11 protein-coding genes and 1 pseudogene are annotated in these 19,788 nt (G+C 56.6%); 5 read left to right on the forward strand and 7 right to left on the reverse strand.

The window, feature by feature from the left end:
• Window positions 1–8 precede the first annotated feature (8 nt).
• The 4 genes from IV01_RS14395 to IV01_RS14380 form a co-directional block, all read right to left on the reverse strand.
• A complete protein-coding gene (locus IV01_RS14395; RefSeq protein WP_032628141.1) occupies window positions 9–1,259 on the reverse strand; it encodes a sarcosine oxidase subunit beta family protein in 1,251 nt (416 codons plus the stop codon).
• Between the two features lie 17 nt (window positions 1,260–1,276).
• Entirely contained in the window at window positions 1,277–2,530 is a 1,254-nt protein-coding gene (gene glyA / locus IV01_RS14390; RefSeq protein WP_032628144.1) for a serine hydroxymethyltransferase, read from the reverse strand.
• Window positions 2,531–2,913: 383 nt separating this feature from the next.
• Complete coding sequence (gene alaC, locus IV01_RS14385; RefSeq protein WP_032628145.1) at window positions 2,914–4,134, reverse strand: alanine transaminase; 1,221 nt, start codon at window positions 4,132–4,134, stop codon at window positions 2,914–2,916.
• 223 nt (window positions 4,135–4,357) lie between these two features.
• Complete coding sequence (locus tag IV01_RS14380; RefSeq protein WP_032628147.1) at window positions 4,358–5,104, reverse strand: TraX family protein; 747 nt, start codon at window positions 5,102–5,104, stop codon at window positions 4,358–4,360.
• Between the two features lie 223 nt (window positions 5,105–5,327).
• Here IV01_RS14380 and IV01_RS14375 point away from each other — a divergent pair, with 223 nt between their 5' ends.
• On the forward strand, window positions 5,328–6,368 hold the full coding sequence (locus tag IV01_RS14375) for a low specificity L-threonine aldolase (protein WP_032628148.1): 1,041 nt from the start codon (window positions 5,328–5,330) through the stop codon (window positions 6,366–6,368).
• Between the two features lie 253 nt (window positions 6,369–6,621).
• On the opposite strand, the gene IV01_RS14370 is transcribed toward IV01_RS14375, so the two are convergent.
• Both IV01_RS14370 and IV01_RS14365 read right to left on the reverse strand, forming a co-directional pair.
• On the reverse strand, window positions 6,622–6,924 hold the full coding sequence (locus tag IV01_RS14370; protein WP_032628150.1) for a cell division protein ZapA: 303 nt from the start codon (window positions 6,922–6,924) through the stop codon (window positions 6,622–6,624).
• Entirely contained in the window at window positions 6,921–7,154 is a 234-nt protein-coding gene (locus IV01_RS14365; protein ID WP_032628153.1) for a hypothetical protein, read from the reverse strand. The genes IV01_RS14370 and IV01_RS14365 overlap by 4 nt, the downstream gene beginning before the upstream one ends.
• 338 nt (window positions 7,155–7,492) lie before the next feature.
• On the opposite strand from IV01_RS14365, the pseudogene IV01_RS27460 reads away from it, so the two are divergent.
• Window positions 7,493–8,248: pseudogene (locus IV01_RS27460) on the forward strand (MCP four helix bundle domain-containing protein); the annotation flags it as partial.
• Window positions 8,249–8,266: 18 nt separating this feature from the next.
• A complete protein-coding gene (locus tag IV01_RS27465; protein WP_418903528.1) occupies window positions 8,267–9,103 on the forward strand; it encodes a methyl-accepting chemotaxis protein in 837 nt (278 codons plus the stop codon).
• Between the two features lie 143 nt (window positions 9,104–9,246).
• Here the strand turns inward: IV01_RS27465 and gbcB are convergent, their stop codons facing one another.
• Window positions 9,247–10,347, reverse strand: coding sequence for a glycine-betaine demethylase subunit GbcB (gene gbcB / locus IV01_RS14355; RefSeq protein WP_032628155.1), 1,101 nt, complete (start codon window positions 10,345–10,347; stop codon window positions 9,247–9,249).
• A gap of 318 nt (window positions 10,348–10,665) precedes the next feature.
• Here gbcB and gbcA point away from each other — a divergent pair, with 318 nt between their 5' ends.
• Both gbcA and IV01_RS14345 read left to right on the forward strand, forming a co-directional pair.
• Entirely contained in the window at window positions 10,666–11,964 is a 1,299-nt protein-coding gene (gene gbcA, locus IV01_RS14350) for a glycine-betaine demethylase subunit GbcA (RefSeq protein ID WP_032628158.1), read from the forward strand.
• A 699-nt stretch (window positions 11,965–12,663) separates the two neighbouring features.
• Window positions 12,664–19,755, forward strand: coding sequence for a hypothetical protein (locus IV01_RS14345; RefSeq protein ID WP_032628159.1), 7,092 nt, complete (start codon window positions 12,664–12,666; stop codon window positions 19,753–19,755).
• Window positions 19,756–19,788: the final 33 nt, after the last annotated feature.

Below are 19,788 nucleotides of genomic sequence, written 5' to 3' on the forward strand. Positions count from 1 at the left end.
ATCTCCTGTTAGTGAGCGACAGCGGCAGCGCCGTGTTCGTCAATGAGTGCGCCGTTGTGGAAACGGTCGATGGAAAACGGTTTCGCCAGTGGATGCATTTCACCCTTGGCCAGGCTTGCCGCGAATACGTTGCCCGAGCCCGGCGTGGCTTTGAAACCACCGGTGCCCCAACCGCAGTTGAAGAACATGTTCGGTACAGGTGTCTTGGAAATGATCGGGCAGGCGTCCGGCGTAGTGTCGACGATGCCGCCCCACTGACGGTTCATGCGCACTCGCGACAACACCGGGAACATCTCGACGATGGCCTGAATGGTGTGCTCGATCACCGGGTACGAACCGCGCTGGCCGTAGCCAACCCAGCCGTCGATACCGGCGCCGATCACCAGATCGCCTTTGTCGGACTGGCTGATGTAACCGTGTACCGCGTTGGACATGATCACGCTGTCGATAATCGGCTTGATCGGCTCGGACACCAGCGCTTGCAGCGGGTGGGATTCAATCGGCAGACGGAAGCCCGCCAGTTTCGCCATGTGCCCGGAGTTACCGGCCGTCACTACGCCGACGCGCTTGGCGCCGATGAAGCCTTTGTTGGTTTCCACGCCGATGCACACGCCGTTTTCCTTGCGAAAGCCGGTCACTTCGGTTTGCTGGATCAAGTCCACGCCCAAGGCGTCAGCGGCACGGGCAAAGCCCCAGGCCACGGCATCGTGACGAGCAACACCGCCGCGACGTTGCACGGTGGCGCCGATGATCGGGTAGCGGGTGTTTTTCGAGCAGTCCAGGTACGGGATTTCGTCCGCCACCTGTTTGCCGTTGAGCAGTTCGCCGTCCACCCCGTTGAGGCGGTTGGCGCTGACCCGGCGTTCGGAATCACGCATGTCCTGCAATGTGTGGCACAGGTTGTACACGCCGCGCTGAGAGAACATCACGTTGTAGTTCAGGTCCTGAGACAGGCCTTCCCACAGTTTCATCGCGTGTTCGTACAGATGCGCCGACTCATCCCACAGGTAGTTGGAGCGCACGATCGTCGTATTACGGGCCGTGTTGCCGCCGCCCAGCCAGCCTTTTTCGACCACGGCCACGTTAGTGATGCCGTGCTCTTTGGCCAGATAGTAAGCGGTCGCCAGGCCATGCCCGCCGCCGCCGACGATGACCACGTCATAGACTTTTTTCGGGGTTGGCGTGCGCCACATGCGCTGCCAGTTTTCGTGGTGGCTGAGGGAGTGTTTGAGGAGGCCGAAGCCTGAGTAATGCTGCATGAATAACTACTCCTGACTCAGCTATAAACCGGGAAATCGGTACACAGAGCTGCAACCTGACTGGCGACATTGGCTTCGACGTCGGCATCACCGAGGTTGTCGAGAATGTCGCAGATCCAGCCGGCCAGCGTGATGCATTGGGTGACCTTGAAGCCGCGTGTGGTAACCGCCGGGGTGCCGATACGCAGGCCCGAGGTCACAAACGGCGATTGCGGGTCGTTGGGCACCGAGTTCTTGTTGACGGTGATGTGCGCACGACCCAGAGCGGCGTCGGCGTCTTTGCCAGTCAGGCCCTGACGGATCAGGCTGACCAGGAACAGGTGGTTGTCGGTACCGCCGGACACCACGTCGTAGCCACGGTCGATGAACACCTGCGCCATGGCCTGGGCGTTATCGATCACTTGTTGCTGATAAACCTTGAAGCCTGGCTCCATGGCTTCCTTGAAGCACACGGCCTTGGCGGCAATCACGTGCATCAACGGGCCGCCCTGACCGCCAGGGAAGACGGCGGAATTGAGCTTCTTCTCGATCTCTTCGTTGGCTTTGGCCAGGATCAGACCGCCACGCGGACCGCGCAGGGTTTTGTGGGTGGTGGTCGTCACCACGTCGGCGTACGGCAGCGGGTTCGGGTACAGACCGGCGGCGACCAGGCCAGCCACGTGGGCCATGTCGACAAACAGATAAGCGCCAACTTTGTCGGCGATTTCCCGGAAGCGTGGGAAGTCGAGGGTTTTCGAATAGGCCGAGAAACCGGCAATGATCATTTTTGGCTGACATTCAACGGCGATACGCTCGACTTCGTCGTAATCGATCAAGCCGGTTGCAGTGTCGATGCCGTACTGCACCGCGTTGTAGAGTTTGCCGGAGAAGCTGACTTTCGCGCCGTGAGTCAGGTGGCCGCCGTGGGCGAGGCTCATGCCCAGCACGGTGTCGCCGGCTTGCAGCAACGCCAGGTAAACCGCAGCGTTGGCCGAACTGCCGGAGTGCGGCTGGACGTTGGCGTAATCAGCGCCGAACAGTTGCTTGGCGCGGTCGATGGCCAGTTGCTCGACTTTATCCACATGCTCGCAGCCACCGTAGTAGCGCTTGCCCGGATAACCTTCGGCATATTTGTTGGTCAGGCCGCTGCCCTGGGCTTCCATTACGCGCTGGCTGGTGTAGTTCTCCGAGGCGATCAGCTCGATGTGATCTTCCTGACGCTGCTCCTCGGCATTCATCGCCGCCAGAAGTGCATCGTCATAGCCTTGAATTTGGTCGTTCTTGCTGAACATCGCGGTTCTCCCAGCGGCGGCGTCGCGCCTGACTTATCGGTAGGACCGCAGCATCTAAGCCGGGCCCTTTGACAGCGATACTAGGGCCGGACCAAAGACGCCAAATGCCTGCGCACGCCACGCAAAGGTGCGTTTACGACATGGTTGGGGGAGGAGGGGGAAATCGCGACAGGCTTGCGTTGATCTGTAGGAGCGTAGCTTGCTCGCGATCGGCTGCGAAGCAGTCGTAAATAGACACATAGCTTTTTCCTGACACTCCGCATTCTGCCTATTTATGGCCACTTCGTGCCCAATCGCGAGCAAGCTACGCTCCTACAGAATCCCTGTTCATAAACAAAAATCCCCCGGGGAGACCGGGGGATTTTTTAGTCGTTGTGTCGCAATCAGACCACAGCTTTACCCGGCAACTGCCCATCCGCCCGGAACATCCCGCGAATGCCGCGCACCGCCTGGCGAATCCGGTCCTGATTTTCGATTAACGCAAAGCGCACGTGATCGTCGCCGTATTCACCGAAACCTACACCCGGCGAGACACAGACCTTGGCTTCAGCCAGCAGCTTTTTGGCGAACTCCAGCGAACCGAGGTGGGCGTAGGCGGGTGGAATCTTGGCCCAGACGTACATCGACGCTTTCGGGTTTTCCACCATCCAGCCCAGTTCATGCAGACCTTTGACCAACACGTTGCGGCGCTGGCGATACTGCTCGGCGATGTCCAGCACACATTGCTGATCACCTTCCAGCGCCGCGATGGCTGCGACTTGTAGCGGGGTGAAGGTGCCGTAGTCGTGGTAGCTCTTGATTCGTGCCAGGGCGTTGACCAATTCCGGGTTGCCGACCATGAAACCGATGCGCCAGCCCGCCATGTTGTAGCTCTTGGACAGGGTGAAGAATTCCACGGCGATGTCTTTGGCGCCCGGGACCTGCATGATCGACGGGGCTTTCCAGCCGTCGTAGACGATATCGGCGTAAGCCAGGTCGTGAACCACCAGTACGTCGTACTGCTTGGCCAGCGCCACCACGCGCTCGAAGAAATCCAGTTCCACGCATTGTGCGGTGGGGTTGGACGGGAAGCCGAGGATCATCATTTTCGGCTTGGGGATCGAGCCGCGGATGGCTTTTTCCAGCTCGGCAAAGAAGTCCACGCCTGGAATCAGCGGCACCGAACGCACTTGCGCACCGGCAATCACGGCACCGTAGATATGGATCGGGTAGCTTGGGTTTGGCACCAGCACCGTGTCGCCCTGATCGAGGGTGGCGAGCATTAAGTGCGCCAGGCCCTCTTTCGAGCCGATGGTGACGATGGCCTCTTCTTCCGGGTCGATATCGACGTCGTAGCGTTTTTTGTACCAGTTGGAAATCGCCCGACGCAGACGCGGGATGCCACGCGAAGTCGAGTAGCCGTGAGTGTCTTCACGTTGGGCGACGGTAACCAGTTTTTCGACGATATGCGGTGGGGTTGGCCCGTCGGGGTTGCCCATGCTCAGGTCGATGATGTCTTCACCACGGCGGCGAGCGGCCATTTTCAGCTCGGCGGTGATATTGAAAACGTACGGGGGGAGTCGATCGATACGCGCAAAACGGCGCGGCGAAGGTAAGTCTGCCATGGAGGCCTCAGATACGTAAGCGCCCGGAACCGTCCGAGCGACGTTGGCCACTGCGGTGGCCAGCGCAGAAGATAAGGGCGCTGATGGCTTTTTGTCTAGATGGATTTTCGGGGATCTGATTTGTCGGAGCGCGCTTGCCCGCGATGCGATTTCAGTCCCAGCATTTTTGTTGTCTTTGCGGACGTCATCGCGGGCAAGCGCGCTCCTACAGGTGTTGCTCCAGCTAAATCGCGAGTAATTCCCGCAACCCAAGCAGCATGAGGAAGTGCAGCGGATAAATCGCGTACGCCCAGCGGCGCATGGGCTTCACGGGGAAATCAGGACGACGGCGCAGCAAGGCCATGCCGAGCATGGGTGCGAACAGGCAGGCGAGCATCGAACCGATGGAGATCGGATCACCCCACGCCGCCCCGGCGAACATTTGCGGCCAGGCGTTGCCCGCCAGGCACACCACGCCCGGCAGTATGGCCAGCCAGAGCGGCCGTTCCAGCACCAACAGAAACGCCAGGGGCAGCAACGCCCCAAAAGCACCAAACATCAGGTATTTGTGGAAAACCGCAGCGATCAGCAATGAAGCAAGCGCCATTACCCGAGTAACCGGCAAGCGATGTCGCCAGCCCTGGGCGATCAGCAGGCCCAGCACCAGCGTGGGCAAGACATTGAGCGTATTGGCCTCCTGGCCCATGTACAGCCGATACGGAATCTCTGCGACTACGGCGAACAGCAGCATCCAGGCCAGATAACGCCACTGCACCCGAGGCTCGGAAAATAGCGCCGACTTGCGTCCAAGATTCACCGCAATCGCCAGGCAGAACCAGGGGAAAGCCAAGCGCCCCGGCACGTACAAAAAATTCACAGACCAGCCCACATAGCGCAAATGGTCCAGCACCATGCTCAGCATGGCCAGCCACTTGAGCAGGTCCAGCGCCTTGTCGCGTCCGGGCAGGTAAGGCGGGTTAGACAGGTCCATGATTCTCCTGGTTATCGGGATGTTCCTCGGTCTATCAGTCGACAACCCTGTAGGAGCGCGCTTGCCCGCGATGGCGTCAAGTCAGTCAGAAATTTTTCGTCTGATGTACCCAATCGCGGGCAAGCGCGCTCCTACGGTAGTTGATTTGCAGTCAGTCAGCGGATGACCAACCGCACCGATCTTCGCTACAGTGCGCCACATAATCAATGACAAGGATTCGGTTATGACCGACAAGAGCCAGCAGTTTGCCAGTGATAACTATTCGGGCATCTGCCCTGAAGCCTGGGCTGCGATGGAACAGGCTAACCACGGCCACCAGCGCGCCTATGGCGATGACGAATGGACCGCGCGGGCTTCCGATCAATTCCGCAAGTTGTTTGAAACAGATTGCGAAGTGTTCTTTGCTTTCAACGGCACAGCAGCCAACTCCCTGGCGCTGTCCTCACTGTGCCAGAGTTATCACAGCGTCATCTGCTCCGAAACCGCCCACGTCGAGACTGATGAATGCGGCGCGCCGGAATTTTTCTCCAACGGCTCCAAGCTGCTCACCGCCCGCAGCGAAATGGGCAAGCTGACGCCTGAGTCGATCCGCGAAGTGGCGCTCAAGCGTCAGGACATTCATTACCCCAAGCCGCGGGTCGTGACCTTGACCCAGGCTACTGAAGTGGGCAGCGTCTATCAGCCCGAGGAGCTGAAAGCCATCAGCGCCACCTGCAAGGAACTGAAACTGAATCTGCACATGGACGGCGCTCGTTTCGCTAATGCCTGTGCGTTCCTCGACTGTTCACCCGCCGAGCTGACCTGGAAGTCTGGCGTCGATGTGCTGTGCTTCGGTGGCACCAAAAACGGCATGGCGGTGGGCGAGGCGATCCTGTTCTTCAATCATGAGCTGGCTGAGGACTTCGATTACCGCTGCAAGCAGGCAGGGCAACTGGCGTCGAAGATGCGCTTTTTGTCTGCGCCCTGGGTTGGGCTTCTGGAAAACGACGCCTGGCTCAAACACGCCAACCACGCCAACCATTGCGCGCAATTGCTGGCCAGGCTGGTGGAGGATATCCCTGGCGTCGAGCTGATGTTTCCGGTGCAGGCCAACGGCGTGTTTCTGCAACTGTCGGAACCGGCCATCGCCGCACTGACCGCCAAGGGCTGGAGGTTCTACACCTTCATCGGCAACGGCGGGGCGCGTTTCATGTGCTCGTGGGACACCGAAGAAGCCCGCGTGCGGGAGCTGGCGGCTGATATTCGGTTGGTGATGGGGGCTTAAATCGAAACGCGCTCCCTCAGGATGAACTCATGACGTGGGACCGGCTTTAGCCGGGAAGGCGGTATTTCTGACGACCCATTATCAGTGACCGTCCCGCCCTCTTCCCGGCTGAAGCCGGTCCCACGTCGCCAGCCCACGCTTTATGCTGCTCTGTGGGAGCAAGCTTGCTTGCGAAGACTGCATTGAAGGCTCCAGATATATTCTGGATGTACCTGCCCCTTCGCGGGCAAGCCTCGCTCCAACAAAGTCACTATCAGCTCTGCGCAATCGTCTTCGAAATCACATCAACCGTCGCATCAATCTGCTGCAGGCAGCGGTCGAGTTCGATCTGGTGTTGTGCTTTGAGTTCGACTTGCTGCGAGCACAGGTTCAATGCTGCCAAGACCAGCAGGCGATCCCCGATCAGGCTGGGGTATTTGCGCTTGGTCTCGGCCAGTGAAGCGCGAAGCATGGCGGTGGCTTGTAGCAAGGACTGCTCCTCACCGGCCGGGGCCTTGATCGAATAGTCGTTGCCCAGAATCGAAACGACCGTCACCCCGTCTCCGTTGGTACTCATGCGCTGACAGCACTGGCGCTGGTAGCGCGGTCAACCAGGGCCTGAATGCGGGCGGCGGTGGCGCCTTGTTTCTCTTCTTGCTCCATCAGGCTCAATTGCAGACTGTCGTTGTCATCCTTGGCTTGGGCCAACTCGGCGCTGAGCTGTGTGTTCGTGGTTTGCAGTTGCTGGTTCTGTTGCACCAGATCGCTGACAAGTTGTTCCAACTGGCTTAGGGATGCTTCCAACATTTTGATTTCTCGAGCAAATTTCAACGGGCGCACACCTTAAAGAAAAGTCACTGCGCTTGCCAGGGTTTATCGGTGTTCAAGCCTTTGAACCTGGCGTTGCAGCGCTTTTCCATTTTTTGCAGGTAAGTGCATAAAGAGGCCCTGTTGACTGTGATTTATGGATCTGGTTCCTGCTGTTCGTCAGTCTGTGGGGGATATGGCGATTTGTCGCATACCGTTGGGCCGCTTTGACCTCAAGTCTGCAATCGAATGACCGATACCCATTTCTCTGTCAAGAAAACCTCCTGGTCGCACGGAACGCGCTCCAATACTCTGGAACCATCATGTCATTACGAACAATGAATATTGCTCCCCGCGCGTTCCTCGGCTTTTCCCTGATCGGCGCGTTGATGTTGATCCTCGGCATATTTGCCTTGTCGCAGATGAGCAAGATCCGCGCCGCGGGCGATCAAGTCGCGCAGAACAATGTGCCGAGCATTCAGAGCCTTGATGGCCTGACGGTCGCTGGCATCCGTATGCGGGTTCTTTCCTATCGCCTGCTAACCAACCGCGAGCCAGATGTTCAGGATAAAACCATCGAACTGTTTGCCATGCGTAATAAGCAGATCCGCGATGCTCAGGCCGCCTATGAAAAACTGATCGAGTCCCCAGAAGAGCAAGCGGCGTACGCCGATTATGTACGGCTGTTGGCTGACTACCGCCAGATTGAAGCGCGCCTGATCAGCCTGAGCCGTGCTGGCAATCTTGCGGACATGGCCAAGCTGCTCAATGGTGAATCCGTCAGCAACTCCGACCAGATGAACACGGTGTTGGCCAAACTTGCCGAGATCAACAGCAAACAGTTGACCATCACTAATCAGCAGGCCGCTAGCGAATATTCCTCAGCTTTCAACCTGGTGGTCGGCCTGCTGATCGTTGCCACCGCGCTGACCATGCTGTTCGCCTGGCTGCTGACCAACAGCATTACCCGTCCGATTGCCTCGGCCCTCGAAGCCGCTGAAACCATCGCCGAAGGCAACCTGACGCGTCCGATCAAAGTTGACGGCACGGACGAAGCCGGTCGCTTGCTGTTGGCCATGCAGAAGATGCAGGAAAAACTGCGCGACACCTTGATGCGTATCTCCGGCTCGGCCACACAACTGGCTTCCGCTGCTGAAGAGCTGAACGCAGTCACCGACGAAAGCGCCCGTGGTCTGTCGCAACAGAACAATGAAATCGAACAAGCGGCTACTGCGGTCAACGAAATGACCAGCGCCGTGGAAGAAGTGGCCCGCAACGCGGTGAGCACTTCCGAAGCGTCGAAAAACGCCACGGCCTCGGCAGGCGACGGTCGTGATCTGGTTCAAGAAACCGTCAACGCCATCGAACGCATGAGCGGTGATGTGCAGAGCACCGCGAACCTGATCGGCAACCTGGCGGAAGAATCCCGTGATATCGGCAAGGTGCTGGACGTGATTCGTGGTCTGGCGGATCAGACCAACCTGCTGGCGTTGAACGCAGCGATCGAGGCAGCCCGTGCCGGTGAAGCCGGTCGTGGTTTTGCCGTAGTGGCTGACGAAGTGCGGGCGTTGGCGCATCGCACCCAGCAGTCCACCAGCGAAATCGAACGCATGATCGGCAGCATTCAGGGTGGCACTGAACAGGCCGTGGGTTCCATGCGTAACAGCACTGAACGCGCTGAATCAACGCTGAACATCGCCAAAGGCGCAGGACTGGCGCTGGACACCATCAACAGCGCCGTCGTGGAAATCAACGAGCGCAACCTGGTGATCGCCGCCGCAGCGGAAGAACAGGCCGCCGTGGCCCGTGAAGTGGACCGCAATCTGGTGAACATTCGCGACCTGTCGGCGCAGTCCTCCAACGGCGCTTCCCAGACCAGCGCGGCCAGCGGTGAGTTGACGCGCCTGGCGGTTGATCTGAACAGCATGGTTTCAAGGTTTAGTTTGTAAGACTGTCGGCATAACGACGTGGGACCGGCTTTAGCCGGGAAGACCCTATTCCTGACACAGAAAATGTATCGGATGTACTGGCCTCTTCCCGGCTAAAGCCGGTCCCACGTCGCTTGCCCTCATCGCTTATATCGCTCGGGCGATTAATACTCGATCTGCACATCCCCCTTCGGAATACTGCAGCACGACAGGATGTAGCCCTCGGCTTCGTCTTCTTCGGTGATGCCGCCGTTGTGCTCCATTTCCACTTCGCCGCTGAGCTTCATCACCTTGCAGGTCCCGCAGATGCCCATGCCGCAGGCTTTGGGGATCATCAGGCCGAGTTTGGCGGCTGCGGCGTGGACGGTTTCGCCCGGTGCCACGCGGATGCTCTTGCCAGTGTCGGTGAATTCCACCTGATGCAGTTCCGAGGCGGCGATTTCAGGCGCTTCGGCGGCGATTTCGGCTTGCTCCACGGCATCGGCGCGGGCTTCCGGCGGTGTCGCGCCGAAGGATTCTTCATGGTATTGCGCCATGTTGAAGCCATTGGTCTGCAGCAGACGCTTGACCGCGGTCATGTACGGCGTGGGCCCGCAGCAGAATACTTCGCGTTCCATGAAATCCGGAACCATCAGCTCCAGCATCTTCTGATTCAGATAACCCCGATAACCGGCCCAAGGCTCGCCCAGACCATGCTTCTCGCAGATCAGGTGCAGGCTGAAGTTATCGATTCGCGACGCCATGTGTTCCAGCTCGCGGTGGTAGATGATGTCTTTCGGTGAGCGGGCACTGTGGACGAACACCATGTCTACATTTGCGTTGGTGTCGTAGAACCAGCGCGCCATGGACATAACCGGGGTGATGCCGACGCCGCCGCTGAGGTAGAGGATTTTCGGGTTTGGGAAATCAATGGCGTTGAACAACCCAACCGGCCCGTGCACCGCCAGCTCCTGGCCCTCGTGCAGGTTGTCGTGCAGATAGTTGGAGACTTTGCCACCCGGCACCCGCTTGATGGTGACCGAGAAGCTGTAGGGCACCGAGGGCGAACTGGAAATGGTGTACGAGCGCATCACTGGCACGCCTTCGATTTCCAGCTCCAGAGTCACGAACTGACCGGGCTTGAAGAAGAACATGATCGGCTGGTCAGCCATGAAACAGAAGGTGCGCACGTCCCAGGTTTCCTGGATCACTTTGACGACGCGAACCAAGTGGCGGCCGTTGGCCCATGTCTGGGTATTTACCGGGCTCAGGAAACTTTGGGACATGCTGTATCTCCACGGCCGACTACCGGCCTCATGATGCGGATTCTGCGTAAGGCGCAGGACCTTGACTTGCCTACCAGCGACATCGGCGTACTTATCGCGACCAGCCCCCAGTTACCGGGGTTGGCGCGTCGGGAACGGATTCGGCCATGTCGCCCATGGATAAGGTTCGCTCCTCGCTCACCTCCACACTCGCCACTAAATGTTTACCAAAAAGCATGAATGGCAAAACAACCGCCGTCTTGCGTGCCAACCGCCACAAAGAACCGTATTAGCCACATTCGCCGACCATAAACCGTATGGTCATGAGGACTACAAAAGATGGACGTCACCGCAACCTTGAGCTTGGGCGATCCGCTGGAACCGGCACGTAAGGCCACCGCCGAAATGCTGCAGAACCGTGAGCGCACTTATTCGCTGCCACAACCGTTCTACAGTGATGAGCGGCTGTTTGAAATCGACATGCAGGAAATCTTCCACAAGGAGTGGCTGATTGCGGGGATGACGGCGGAAATTCCGGCCAAGGGCAACTACATGACCCTGCAGATCGGCAAGAATCCGGTCCTGGTGGTGCGCGGTGCAGACGGTTCGGTCAATGCGTTTCATAACGTCTGCCGCCATCGCGGGTCGCGCCTGTGCACCAAGGAAAAGGGCAAGGTTGCCAAGCTGGTCTGCCCATACCACCAGTGGACTTACGAGCTGGATGGTCGCCTGCTGTTCGCCGGCACCGAGATGGGTGACGACTTCGACATGAAGAACTTCAGCCTCAAGCCGATCAACGTGAAGACGGCGGGCGGTTACATCTTCATCAGCCTCGCTGAAAACCCGCCAGCCATCGACGAGTTCCTGCAAACCCTCAAGCACTACATGGAACCGTACGACATGGAAAACACCAAGGTGGCGGTGCAAACCACCTTGATGGAAAAGGCCAACTGGAAGCTGGTGCTGGAAAACAACCGCGAGTGCTACCACTGCAACGCATCGCACCCGGAACTGTTGAACACGTTGTTGGAATGGGATGACGTCACCGATCCGCGTGCTACCCAGTCGTTCAAGGATCACGTGGCCGAGTCAGCCGCAGCCTGGGACGCCGAGAAGATTCCGTATGCCCACGCCAGCTTCGGCCTGCGCAACCGTATCGTGCGCATGCCGCTGCTCAAGGGCACCGTGTCCATGACCATGGACGGCAAGCCTGGCAGCAACAAACTCATGGGCCGGATCAAGAACCCGGACCTGGGATCGATGCGCATCCTGCACCTGCCGCACTCGTGGAACCACTGCATGGGCGATCACATCATCGTGTTCACGGTGTGGCCGATCAGCGCTCAGGAAACCATGGTCAGCACCAAATGGCTGGTGCACAAGGACGCCGTTGAAGGCGTGGACTACGACGTTGCGCGTCTGCGTGAAGTCTGGGACGCGACCAACGATCAGGACCGTCGCCTGGCCGAAGAAAACCAGCGCGGCATCAACTCCAGCGCCTACCAGCCAGGCCCGTACTCCAAGACTTATGAGTTCGGCGTGGTCAACTTCATCGACTGGTACAGCGCCCGAATGCTGGAAAACATGGGCGCCGAGCCTGCGCCATATTTGAAGGGTGTGGCGGTTAATCACGAGTGATCCGGTAGCGTAACTCCTGTTGGGAGTAGGCCTGCTCCCGCAGTTGTAGGTGTAACTCGATTCTGTGGGAGCGAGCTTGCTCGCGAATAGGCCAGTACATCCACTACATCTTTGGAGCCCTGACCTTTGTCTTCGCAAGCAAGCTTGCTCCCACAGTTGTAGGTGTAACTCGATTCTGTGGGAGCGAGCTTGCTCGCGAATAGGCCAGTACATCCACTACATCTTTGGAGCCCTGACCATTGTCTTCGCAAGCAAGCTTGCTCCCGCAGTTGTAGGTGTAACTCGATTCTGTGGGAGCGAGCTTGCTCGCGAATAGGCCAGTACATCCACTACATCTTTGGAGCCCTGACCATTGTCTTCGCAAGCAAGCTTGCTCCCGCAGTTGTAGGTGTAACTCGATTCTGTGGGAGCGAGCTTGCTCGCGAATAGGCCAGTACATCCACTACATCTTTGGAGCCCTGACCATTGTCTTCGCAAGCAAGCTTGCTCCCACAGTTGTAGGTGTAACGCGTGGTGTACCCGGCTCATCACATTCGTCGCTTCATAGCCCCATGTCTGGCTCACTGGGTTTCACTACTTCCAGACGATCTTAAAACCTAGCAATTCTGCTAGTACCTCACGACTTTTCCCCGTTTTAACATCGCCTCAAGACTCGAGTTCGCGTTCCGAGCCTCCGCATGGTCATGCCTGAGGTGAGTCGTGAAGAAACAATACTGGATAGTCATTGCGCTGGTTGTCGTTCTCGGGATTGTGCTGGCTCTGACGCTCGACGTCGCTGTTGGCAAAAACACCCCGCAAGCCTTGGGTGAAGAAATTCACGCCGGAACATTCGAAGAGCCGCGACTGATCAGCGAGCCTGCCTGGCAAGGCGCGGTGTTTCTCGATACCGATGTGCAACCCAATGCGTTCTACATTGCTGCGTTCGACAGCGAACCCGAAGTGCCTAACCCGGTCTTCCCGCAAACGCCGCAATCCAGTCAGTCCTGGACGTACGCCGGACAACATTCCGGGCTGGGGCCTGATCTGAAACCCTTCACCGAGCCAACTCGTGTGGATGCGCTACACCTTGCGCAAATAAACGGCAAAAAGGCCTTGCTGCGCTCAAAAATCAACGGTCTGCCCAGCGCTGAAACGCCTTACCCAACCACCTCTGAAAGCAATGATCACTGGGCGTTCATCGGTGTTTTTGAGAAGTCTGGCACCGAGACCGAAATGAAGAACTACGGCGATCTGGTATGGCCTGGCGTGTTCATGAGGTATGAGCCTAACCAGTCGGTTTACATCGCCCTGCGAACCGGCAACCCAGTGGTGGACGCCTGGCCTGAGCCGGATAGCAAAGAAGGTGCGGATTATTGGAAGTTTGCGGGGACTGATTCTGCTATCGACCCCCAACTTCCCAAACCGTGGAGTGCGCGCAGCGTTCAGATCGGCTCGGTTTATCACCAGCCCGTCAACGTCATGGGCAACTACTACTGGGGGTCTAAGTTCGTCGGTTTCCCTGCATTGATGGGCGCAGAGTTTCCCCATTCCGCACAAACATCCAGTTCCTGGACTTACCTGGGCCGCCATCTCGGGTCGAGTCTAGATCCCAAAACCTTCGGCGAGCCCTATAGCGGTAATAATCTCTACAATTTTTACCGGGCGCGTATACAAGGCAAATGGGTGGTCGCGACTCCACTCCAGTATCAAGGTGCTCCATCCCCCGAAACCCCCTTCCCGACAGAGCTGGAAAACAACGCGTTCTGGAGGCTGGCTGTTATCTCGGTACACGCCGGTACGTGGCAGAACCCGAAAACCCAGGAAGATACGTATACCTGGGCAGGACAGATTCACGCACATCCTCAGGAAAACGGGCAGGCTCTGTTCCGTTCGTTGGTTTCGTACTCTGCTGATGTGGGCGGGTGGCACTACGAGGATGCTGAGAAATGGCAGCCATTGGGTATTTCCCTCCATGCAGGAACAGTGGCAGACCCAAAAGGGCAGGATGAACTGACTTGGCCTGGGGCAGTGCACGCCACGACTATCGACGAGCAAGTGACCTACTTCAGGTCGCTGGAGGAGGGCGTTCCCGCCGAGCATGACTGGCCGCTGCCAACCACCGCCACCAGCAACGAACACTGGCAGTTGATTCCCGAAGTGCCAGCGCTTGGCACGTTCGAAGAGCCCCGGCGCTTTGACGATTACAGTCAGGCAGGCTCGGTGTACCTGGATACCTTCGCCAATGGTCAGCACAACTACTACATTTCGCGCATTGAGGGTTACCCCGCTGACGATATCGACAGCTTCGCGACGATAGGCCGCCAGGGTGATCCAAACTGGGAGTTTGCCGGCCGCCACTCAGGGTTGATGACCGACCTCAAACCCTTTGACGACATCACCCGTGTCGGCGCCTTCCATGAGGCTGACATTACCGGGCAACGCGCGTTGCTGCGCTCTCGTATCGACGGCTGGCCGTCTCCTGCCACGCCTTACCCTGTGAGCCTCGCCAGCACTGAGCATTGGGAATTCATCGGCGTGTTCAAACATGACGGTACCGCAGGCGACTACAAGGGCAAAGACGAGGTGACATGGCCGGGTGCCTTGCATCTGGACGAGGCGCAACAGCTGGTGTTTGCCGCGAAACAAGCTGGCGAGCCGGGGCCAGAGGGCTGGTTGTACCCCGTTGGTGAAGAGAGCAACGATCAGTGGGATTTCGTCATGTCGATGGCAGCCAACAGCGGCACTGTCGAGGCCCCCCGTGAGCGCAATATGCCGAGTATTCCGGGGGCGATCTTTGCCGATCAGCGTGGCTTATTGCGCCAGAAACTCTACCGCTCCAAATTCAGTGGCTATGCAAAAGACGTCGGCGCGGTTTACCCCTCTGAGGGCGAGTCCAACGAGTTTTATGATTACCTGGGTGATCATGCGGGAACCTTCAGTGATCCCAAACCTTTCACCGAGCCCACCTGGCAGGGGGCGGTGCACCAGACCACCATCGACGGGCAGCTGGCGTTTCTCAAAGCTAAGTTTGATGGTGCTCCCAGTGTTGAAAAAACGCCGTATCCCGAAACGCTTGCGAGTAATGAGTACTGGGATTTCGAGTTTACGACCGAGCAGGCGGGGACTTATGTCGAACCCAAATCCATGAGTGGCAATACGTGGCCTGGGGCGATTCATCAGTACGCTGATATGGGCAAGACCAGGCTTTATGCGGCTCAGAAATTTGGAAACCCTCAAGCAGAAGGTTGGCCTACCCCCAATGACCCTTCGGGCGTGTACTGGAAGTTTGTCGGCAATGTCCGCCACAAAGGCACTTTTGCTGACCCGAAAGAGCTCGATGAGGTCACCGGTATCGGGCTGATTCATACCACTACCATTGAAGGTGAGGTGGTGTATTTCCGTTCGCTGGTCAATGGTGAGCCCGCTGAAAACGGTTGGGCTTATCCTGAGACGGCAACCAGCAACCAATATTGGGAGTACCTGGGCAGGAATCTGCGGCAGGGCACTTGGGATGATCCCAAAGTTGCCAATGACTTCACCTGGCCGGGCCAAATGCATGCCGTTCAGATAGGCGACAAACGGGTGTACCTACAGGCAAAAATGGACGGTCTCCCCGCCGAGCATGATTGGCCGTATCCAGAGAGTGCAGACAATGCTTTTTGGTCTATCGCCGGAGAGTCGCGGCACAGCGGGAGTTTCCATAACCCTAAAGACCAGCAGGAAGTCACTTGGGTGGGCGCGGTACATATGCGTCAAGACGGCGAGCGCAGAATGTATTACCGCTCCAAGGTTGCCGGGAATCTTGTGGCGATCGGCAACAGTTATCCGCTCCCCGAGGGGGAAAGCAATAATCTTGGTTGGGACTACATTGGGGCCAACAGCGCAGCCGGAATATTGAGCGACCCGCATATTGGCAGCGTTTTGACATGGCCGGGGAATGTTCACAAAACGACGGAAGGCCGGGCTTATTACTATCTGGCCCTGTTTACAGGCATCGCCGACGCCAATCACCCGTTCCCCGCATTTGGAGGGAATAGCAATGAAAGCTGGAAATATGTCGGCACAAGCCAATTTCCAGGAACGGTGCTTCAGCCCAAAATAGCCAGTGAAATTACCTGGCCGGGGGCGATCCACCGATTCGAGCGAGATGGCAAAGCTAATTATGTGAGATCAAAATTCAATGGGATTCCGCCAGAGTCTGGTTGGGAGTATCCCGCTCATGGGAATGAGCAGTGGGAGTATCCGGATATGGGCCTTCTGGCTGGCACCTGGAACGAGCCCAAAAATCTGACTGATGCGACCTGGCCGGGTGCGATTCATGTTTTAAAAAGTTATGTGTGGGTAGACAGTTGGGTGCTGAGACGGTCGTTTTATCGGGCGAAATTTTGGGGAAAGGGGATACAGCAAGTAGCCGGTTATCTAAATCCGGACTATTTTGATCCCCTTGGCTTTTCGGTTTATCAGGGGACATTGGACAGCCCGAAATATTTCGATCAACCGACGTGGCTCGGTGCAATTCATATGGATCGGGTTACTCGTTTCTTGTTCGAGGCAAAGAAAGCCGGCGAGATGGGTATTGATGTCGGTGAGCATCCCAATACACCCACTGACACAGACTCCTGGCACTTCCTGGGCGTGAATATGAACACCGGTACCTACGAGGACCCCAAAAACTGGAATGAATACACTTGGCCTGGCCGTATTCATAATTACGACATTGGCCGCACGATTTTATACTTTTCCCCGAAAATGACCGGAACGCCTTCAGAGCAGGATCCTCCCTGGGGTTACCCAACCGATGAGAGCAGCAACGAATGGTGGGCTTATGAAGGACGTACTGAACATGCGGGTACCTACGCCGAGCCGCATGAGTTGAATGAAGTCACCTGGAAAGGCGCGATTCACCAGGTGAAACTGCCCGACCGCATCCGTTATTACAAAGCCAAATTCGCCGGCAATGGTCAGCAGTTAGGCTATGACTACCCTGATGGAGAGATCAGCGACAGGAATTGGGAATACACCTCCACCGGCCTTCATGCCGGTACGGTGGAAGATCCCAAGGATTATGGGCGTGAACCGGTTTGGCCTGGAGCAATCGTCGTCAACACGCGCGCGCTCGTCGGCCGTTATTACTACGCGGCGCACAATGATGGAATTCCGGTAGCTAACAATTGGCCGCTACCGACAGGGGAAGCAAGCAACGCAGATTGGGGCTATTTTGGCGTTTCCAAACATGCGGGCACCAAAGACGACCCCAAAACATCGGATGAAGTGACATGGCCTGGGGCGTTGAATCTTTACGATCAAAGTAGTTTAGGTTTGCGGGTACTTTTTAGCCCTACACAAGCACTCATTCCAGAGCAAAATGAGGGGTGGCAGTTTCCAAACACCCTGGAGAGCAACGATAAATGGATTTATTCTGGATTTACCCATACTAATGGCACCTTCGACAACCCCAAGTCATGGAATCACGTGACTGACATCGGGTTGATCCATTCCACTACTCTCTACCATCAAGTCATGTATTTTGCTGCGAAGTTTCAGGGTCAGGCAGATCCACCTGGGCGACCTACTAATGTTCCGGTGAAAAGCTTTCCAGGCGGCTCTTTTGATAATGAATGGTGGCGGTACATGCGAAGAGGGGACGGCACGGTAAAAGTCCCCAACAGCTGGGATGACTACTCTATGGTCGGTGACGTAAATGCTTATTTTGTCAGTGGCAAACGCCTATTATTCAAAGCCAAAAAAGAAGGCCGTCCCTCGGACTATAATTGGTATTACCCGGGGGACGAAAAAGATAATAACTATTGGCAATACTATGCTACCCATCGCGGCACATACGATGATCCAAAGGAGTGGCCTGAGTTTACCGAGGTTGGTGATATTCATCGTTATCAATACGGAGATAACACTCTATTCTTCAAGGCCAAAAAAGAAGGCTACCCGGCCAGCCTTGGCTTCTACCCAACCGCCCCGAATCAGGATACTGATGCATGGGCTTATGCAGGCCTGCATGCCGGGACCCGTCAAGATCCGAAGGGCGTGGGTGAGCCTACCTGGCCGGGGGCAATTCATTGGGATCGGCAGCAAAATAGGCACTTTGAATCCAGATCCACTGGAGTATCATCAAATTATCCTCCAGGTGAGGGCGATACTGGTACTTGGGAATTTATCGATACAGGACGATATGCCGCCTCAGGCATCAATGACTTTTCCAAGCCATTTGACGAATACACGTGGGTGACGGCTCATAATGCTTATCTTGATAGTTTGACGGGTCATTTAAATCGCGGTGTGAGAGGATTGATGCTGGATGTCCACTATGATTATGCTGTCAATAATCCCAAGGTTCGGATGTGTCACGCTCAGGATAATTATTGTTCAAGCAGCAATCCGTTATTAACCAGTGGTTTATTAGAGGTATTAGCTTATTTGAAGAGGGATCGGAATGCCGTTATATCCCTGCTTTTTGAATCGACTGTCACACGTGATGCCATGCAAGGTGTCTTGAACGAGTTGCCAGAGTTGGCACGCTATGTCTACAACCAGGAAGATCGTAAGGGGGCGGATAAGAATACATGGGCTACCCTTCAGGAAATGATTGATACCAATAAACGGTTGGTCATCTTTTCCGACGGTGACTTGCCCGCAAGTTACGACGTTGGGGGCGTTAAAGTAGATATTATGGGCGCCAACGATATGCAGGTTGAGAATGGCTACAATCTTGGTGACTCAGCGCTGTCCCATAACTGGGAGTGCAAAAGTCGATACAACGACCTCCCGCTCTCGCTACGCAAGGTCAGGGGGACTTTCAATCGGCCCTTCGTACTCAATCAATTCCATTCCTTTGGTAGCAGCACCGCCCATGCTGGCGATAAGGACAACAACCTGACTTGGCTGCAGCGGCGTGTAGAGCGTTACTGCGGGGAGCCCAGTGGCTGGAGGAAACCCAATTATCTGGCCATTGACTTCAATCAGGTGGGCGATGCGTTTCCCTATGCTGCGGCGCTGACACAAGGTGGTTTTTACTCTTACGAGTCGAATAACGCTCACCGAGACTGGGATACTGTTTGCGTCCTGCCTGCTAGTCAGAGCTCGCCAGGTGAAGTGGTTTCGTACGATCTACGCTTGAAAAGTCACGGCTGTGAAGAGGACGAAATCAGGTCCATGGAGCTGGATGGCATCAGTGCCGGGACGCGTATTGAGCTCTACGATAGCCCTAGTGCGGATAGGCAGGACGACTTTACGATCATTGATGTGAAGCAGTCAGTGCCGTTAGGGCAGAGGGTGAGGCTCAATACGCTCGGAGGGAGCTCTGAAGAGAACTTCTGGTACCGCAAGCGCTCGATTCGCGATAACTACAACGGTCTGGACGGCAAGATTTCCAGGATCAGAGTGCTAACCTCACCACCTGCCGGTGATTTTTCCGATGCGTACGTCACGTTCTACCAGGAAGTGAACGCTCAGCAAGACATCATTTGTACCGTCGACTTCACAAGGCAGGACGTTCGAGCGAAAAGAAATGGTTACGGATGCGATAACGACCAGATTGATTCTGCAGTCATCGGCAAAGCAAAGGCCGGGGCCTACTTCGCGGTGGCGGGTCACCCTGATGGTTATTACAGGGAAGGCCTCGCTGAGGTTCGGGTCAAGAAGGATATTTTAATGCCGGTGATCGTTCGTGACTTTGAACACCAACTTGAGAATGAATTCTTCGAGATCAGAAGATGCCGGGGCGACGACAGGCTGGAGGGCAAGATCTCGTTCATGGAGTTCTACCCTGACGGTCGTGAGTTCGTCTGCCCTCGTTAGGCGCGCGAGGGGCTGATCAATGCTTGATCGGCC

This window comes from Pseudomonas syringae (assembly GCF_000737245.1).
GTDB classification, from domain to species: domain Bacteria; phylum Pseudomonadota; class Gammaproteobacteria; order Pseudomonadales; family Pseudomonadaceae; genus Aquipseudomonas; species Aquipseudomonas syringae_J.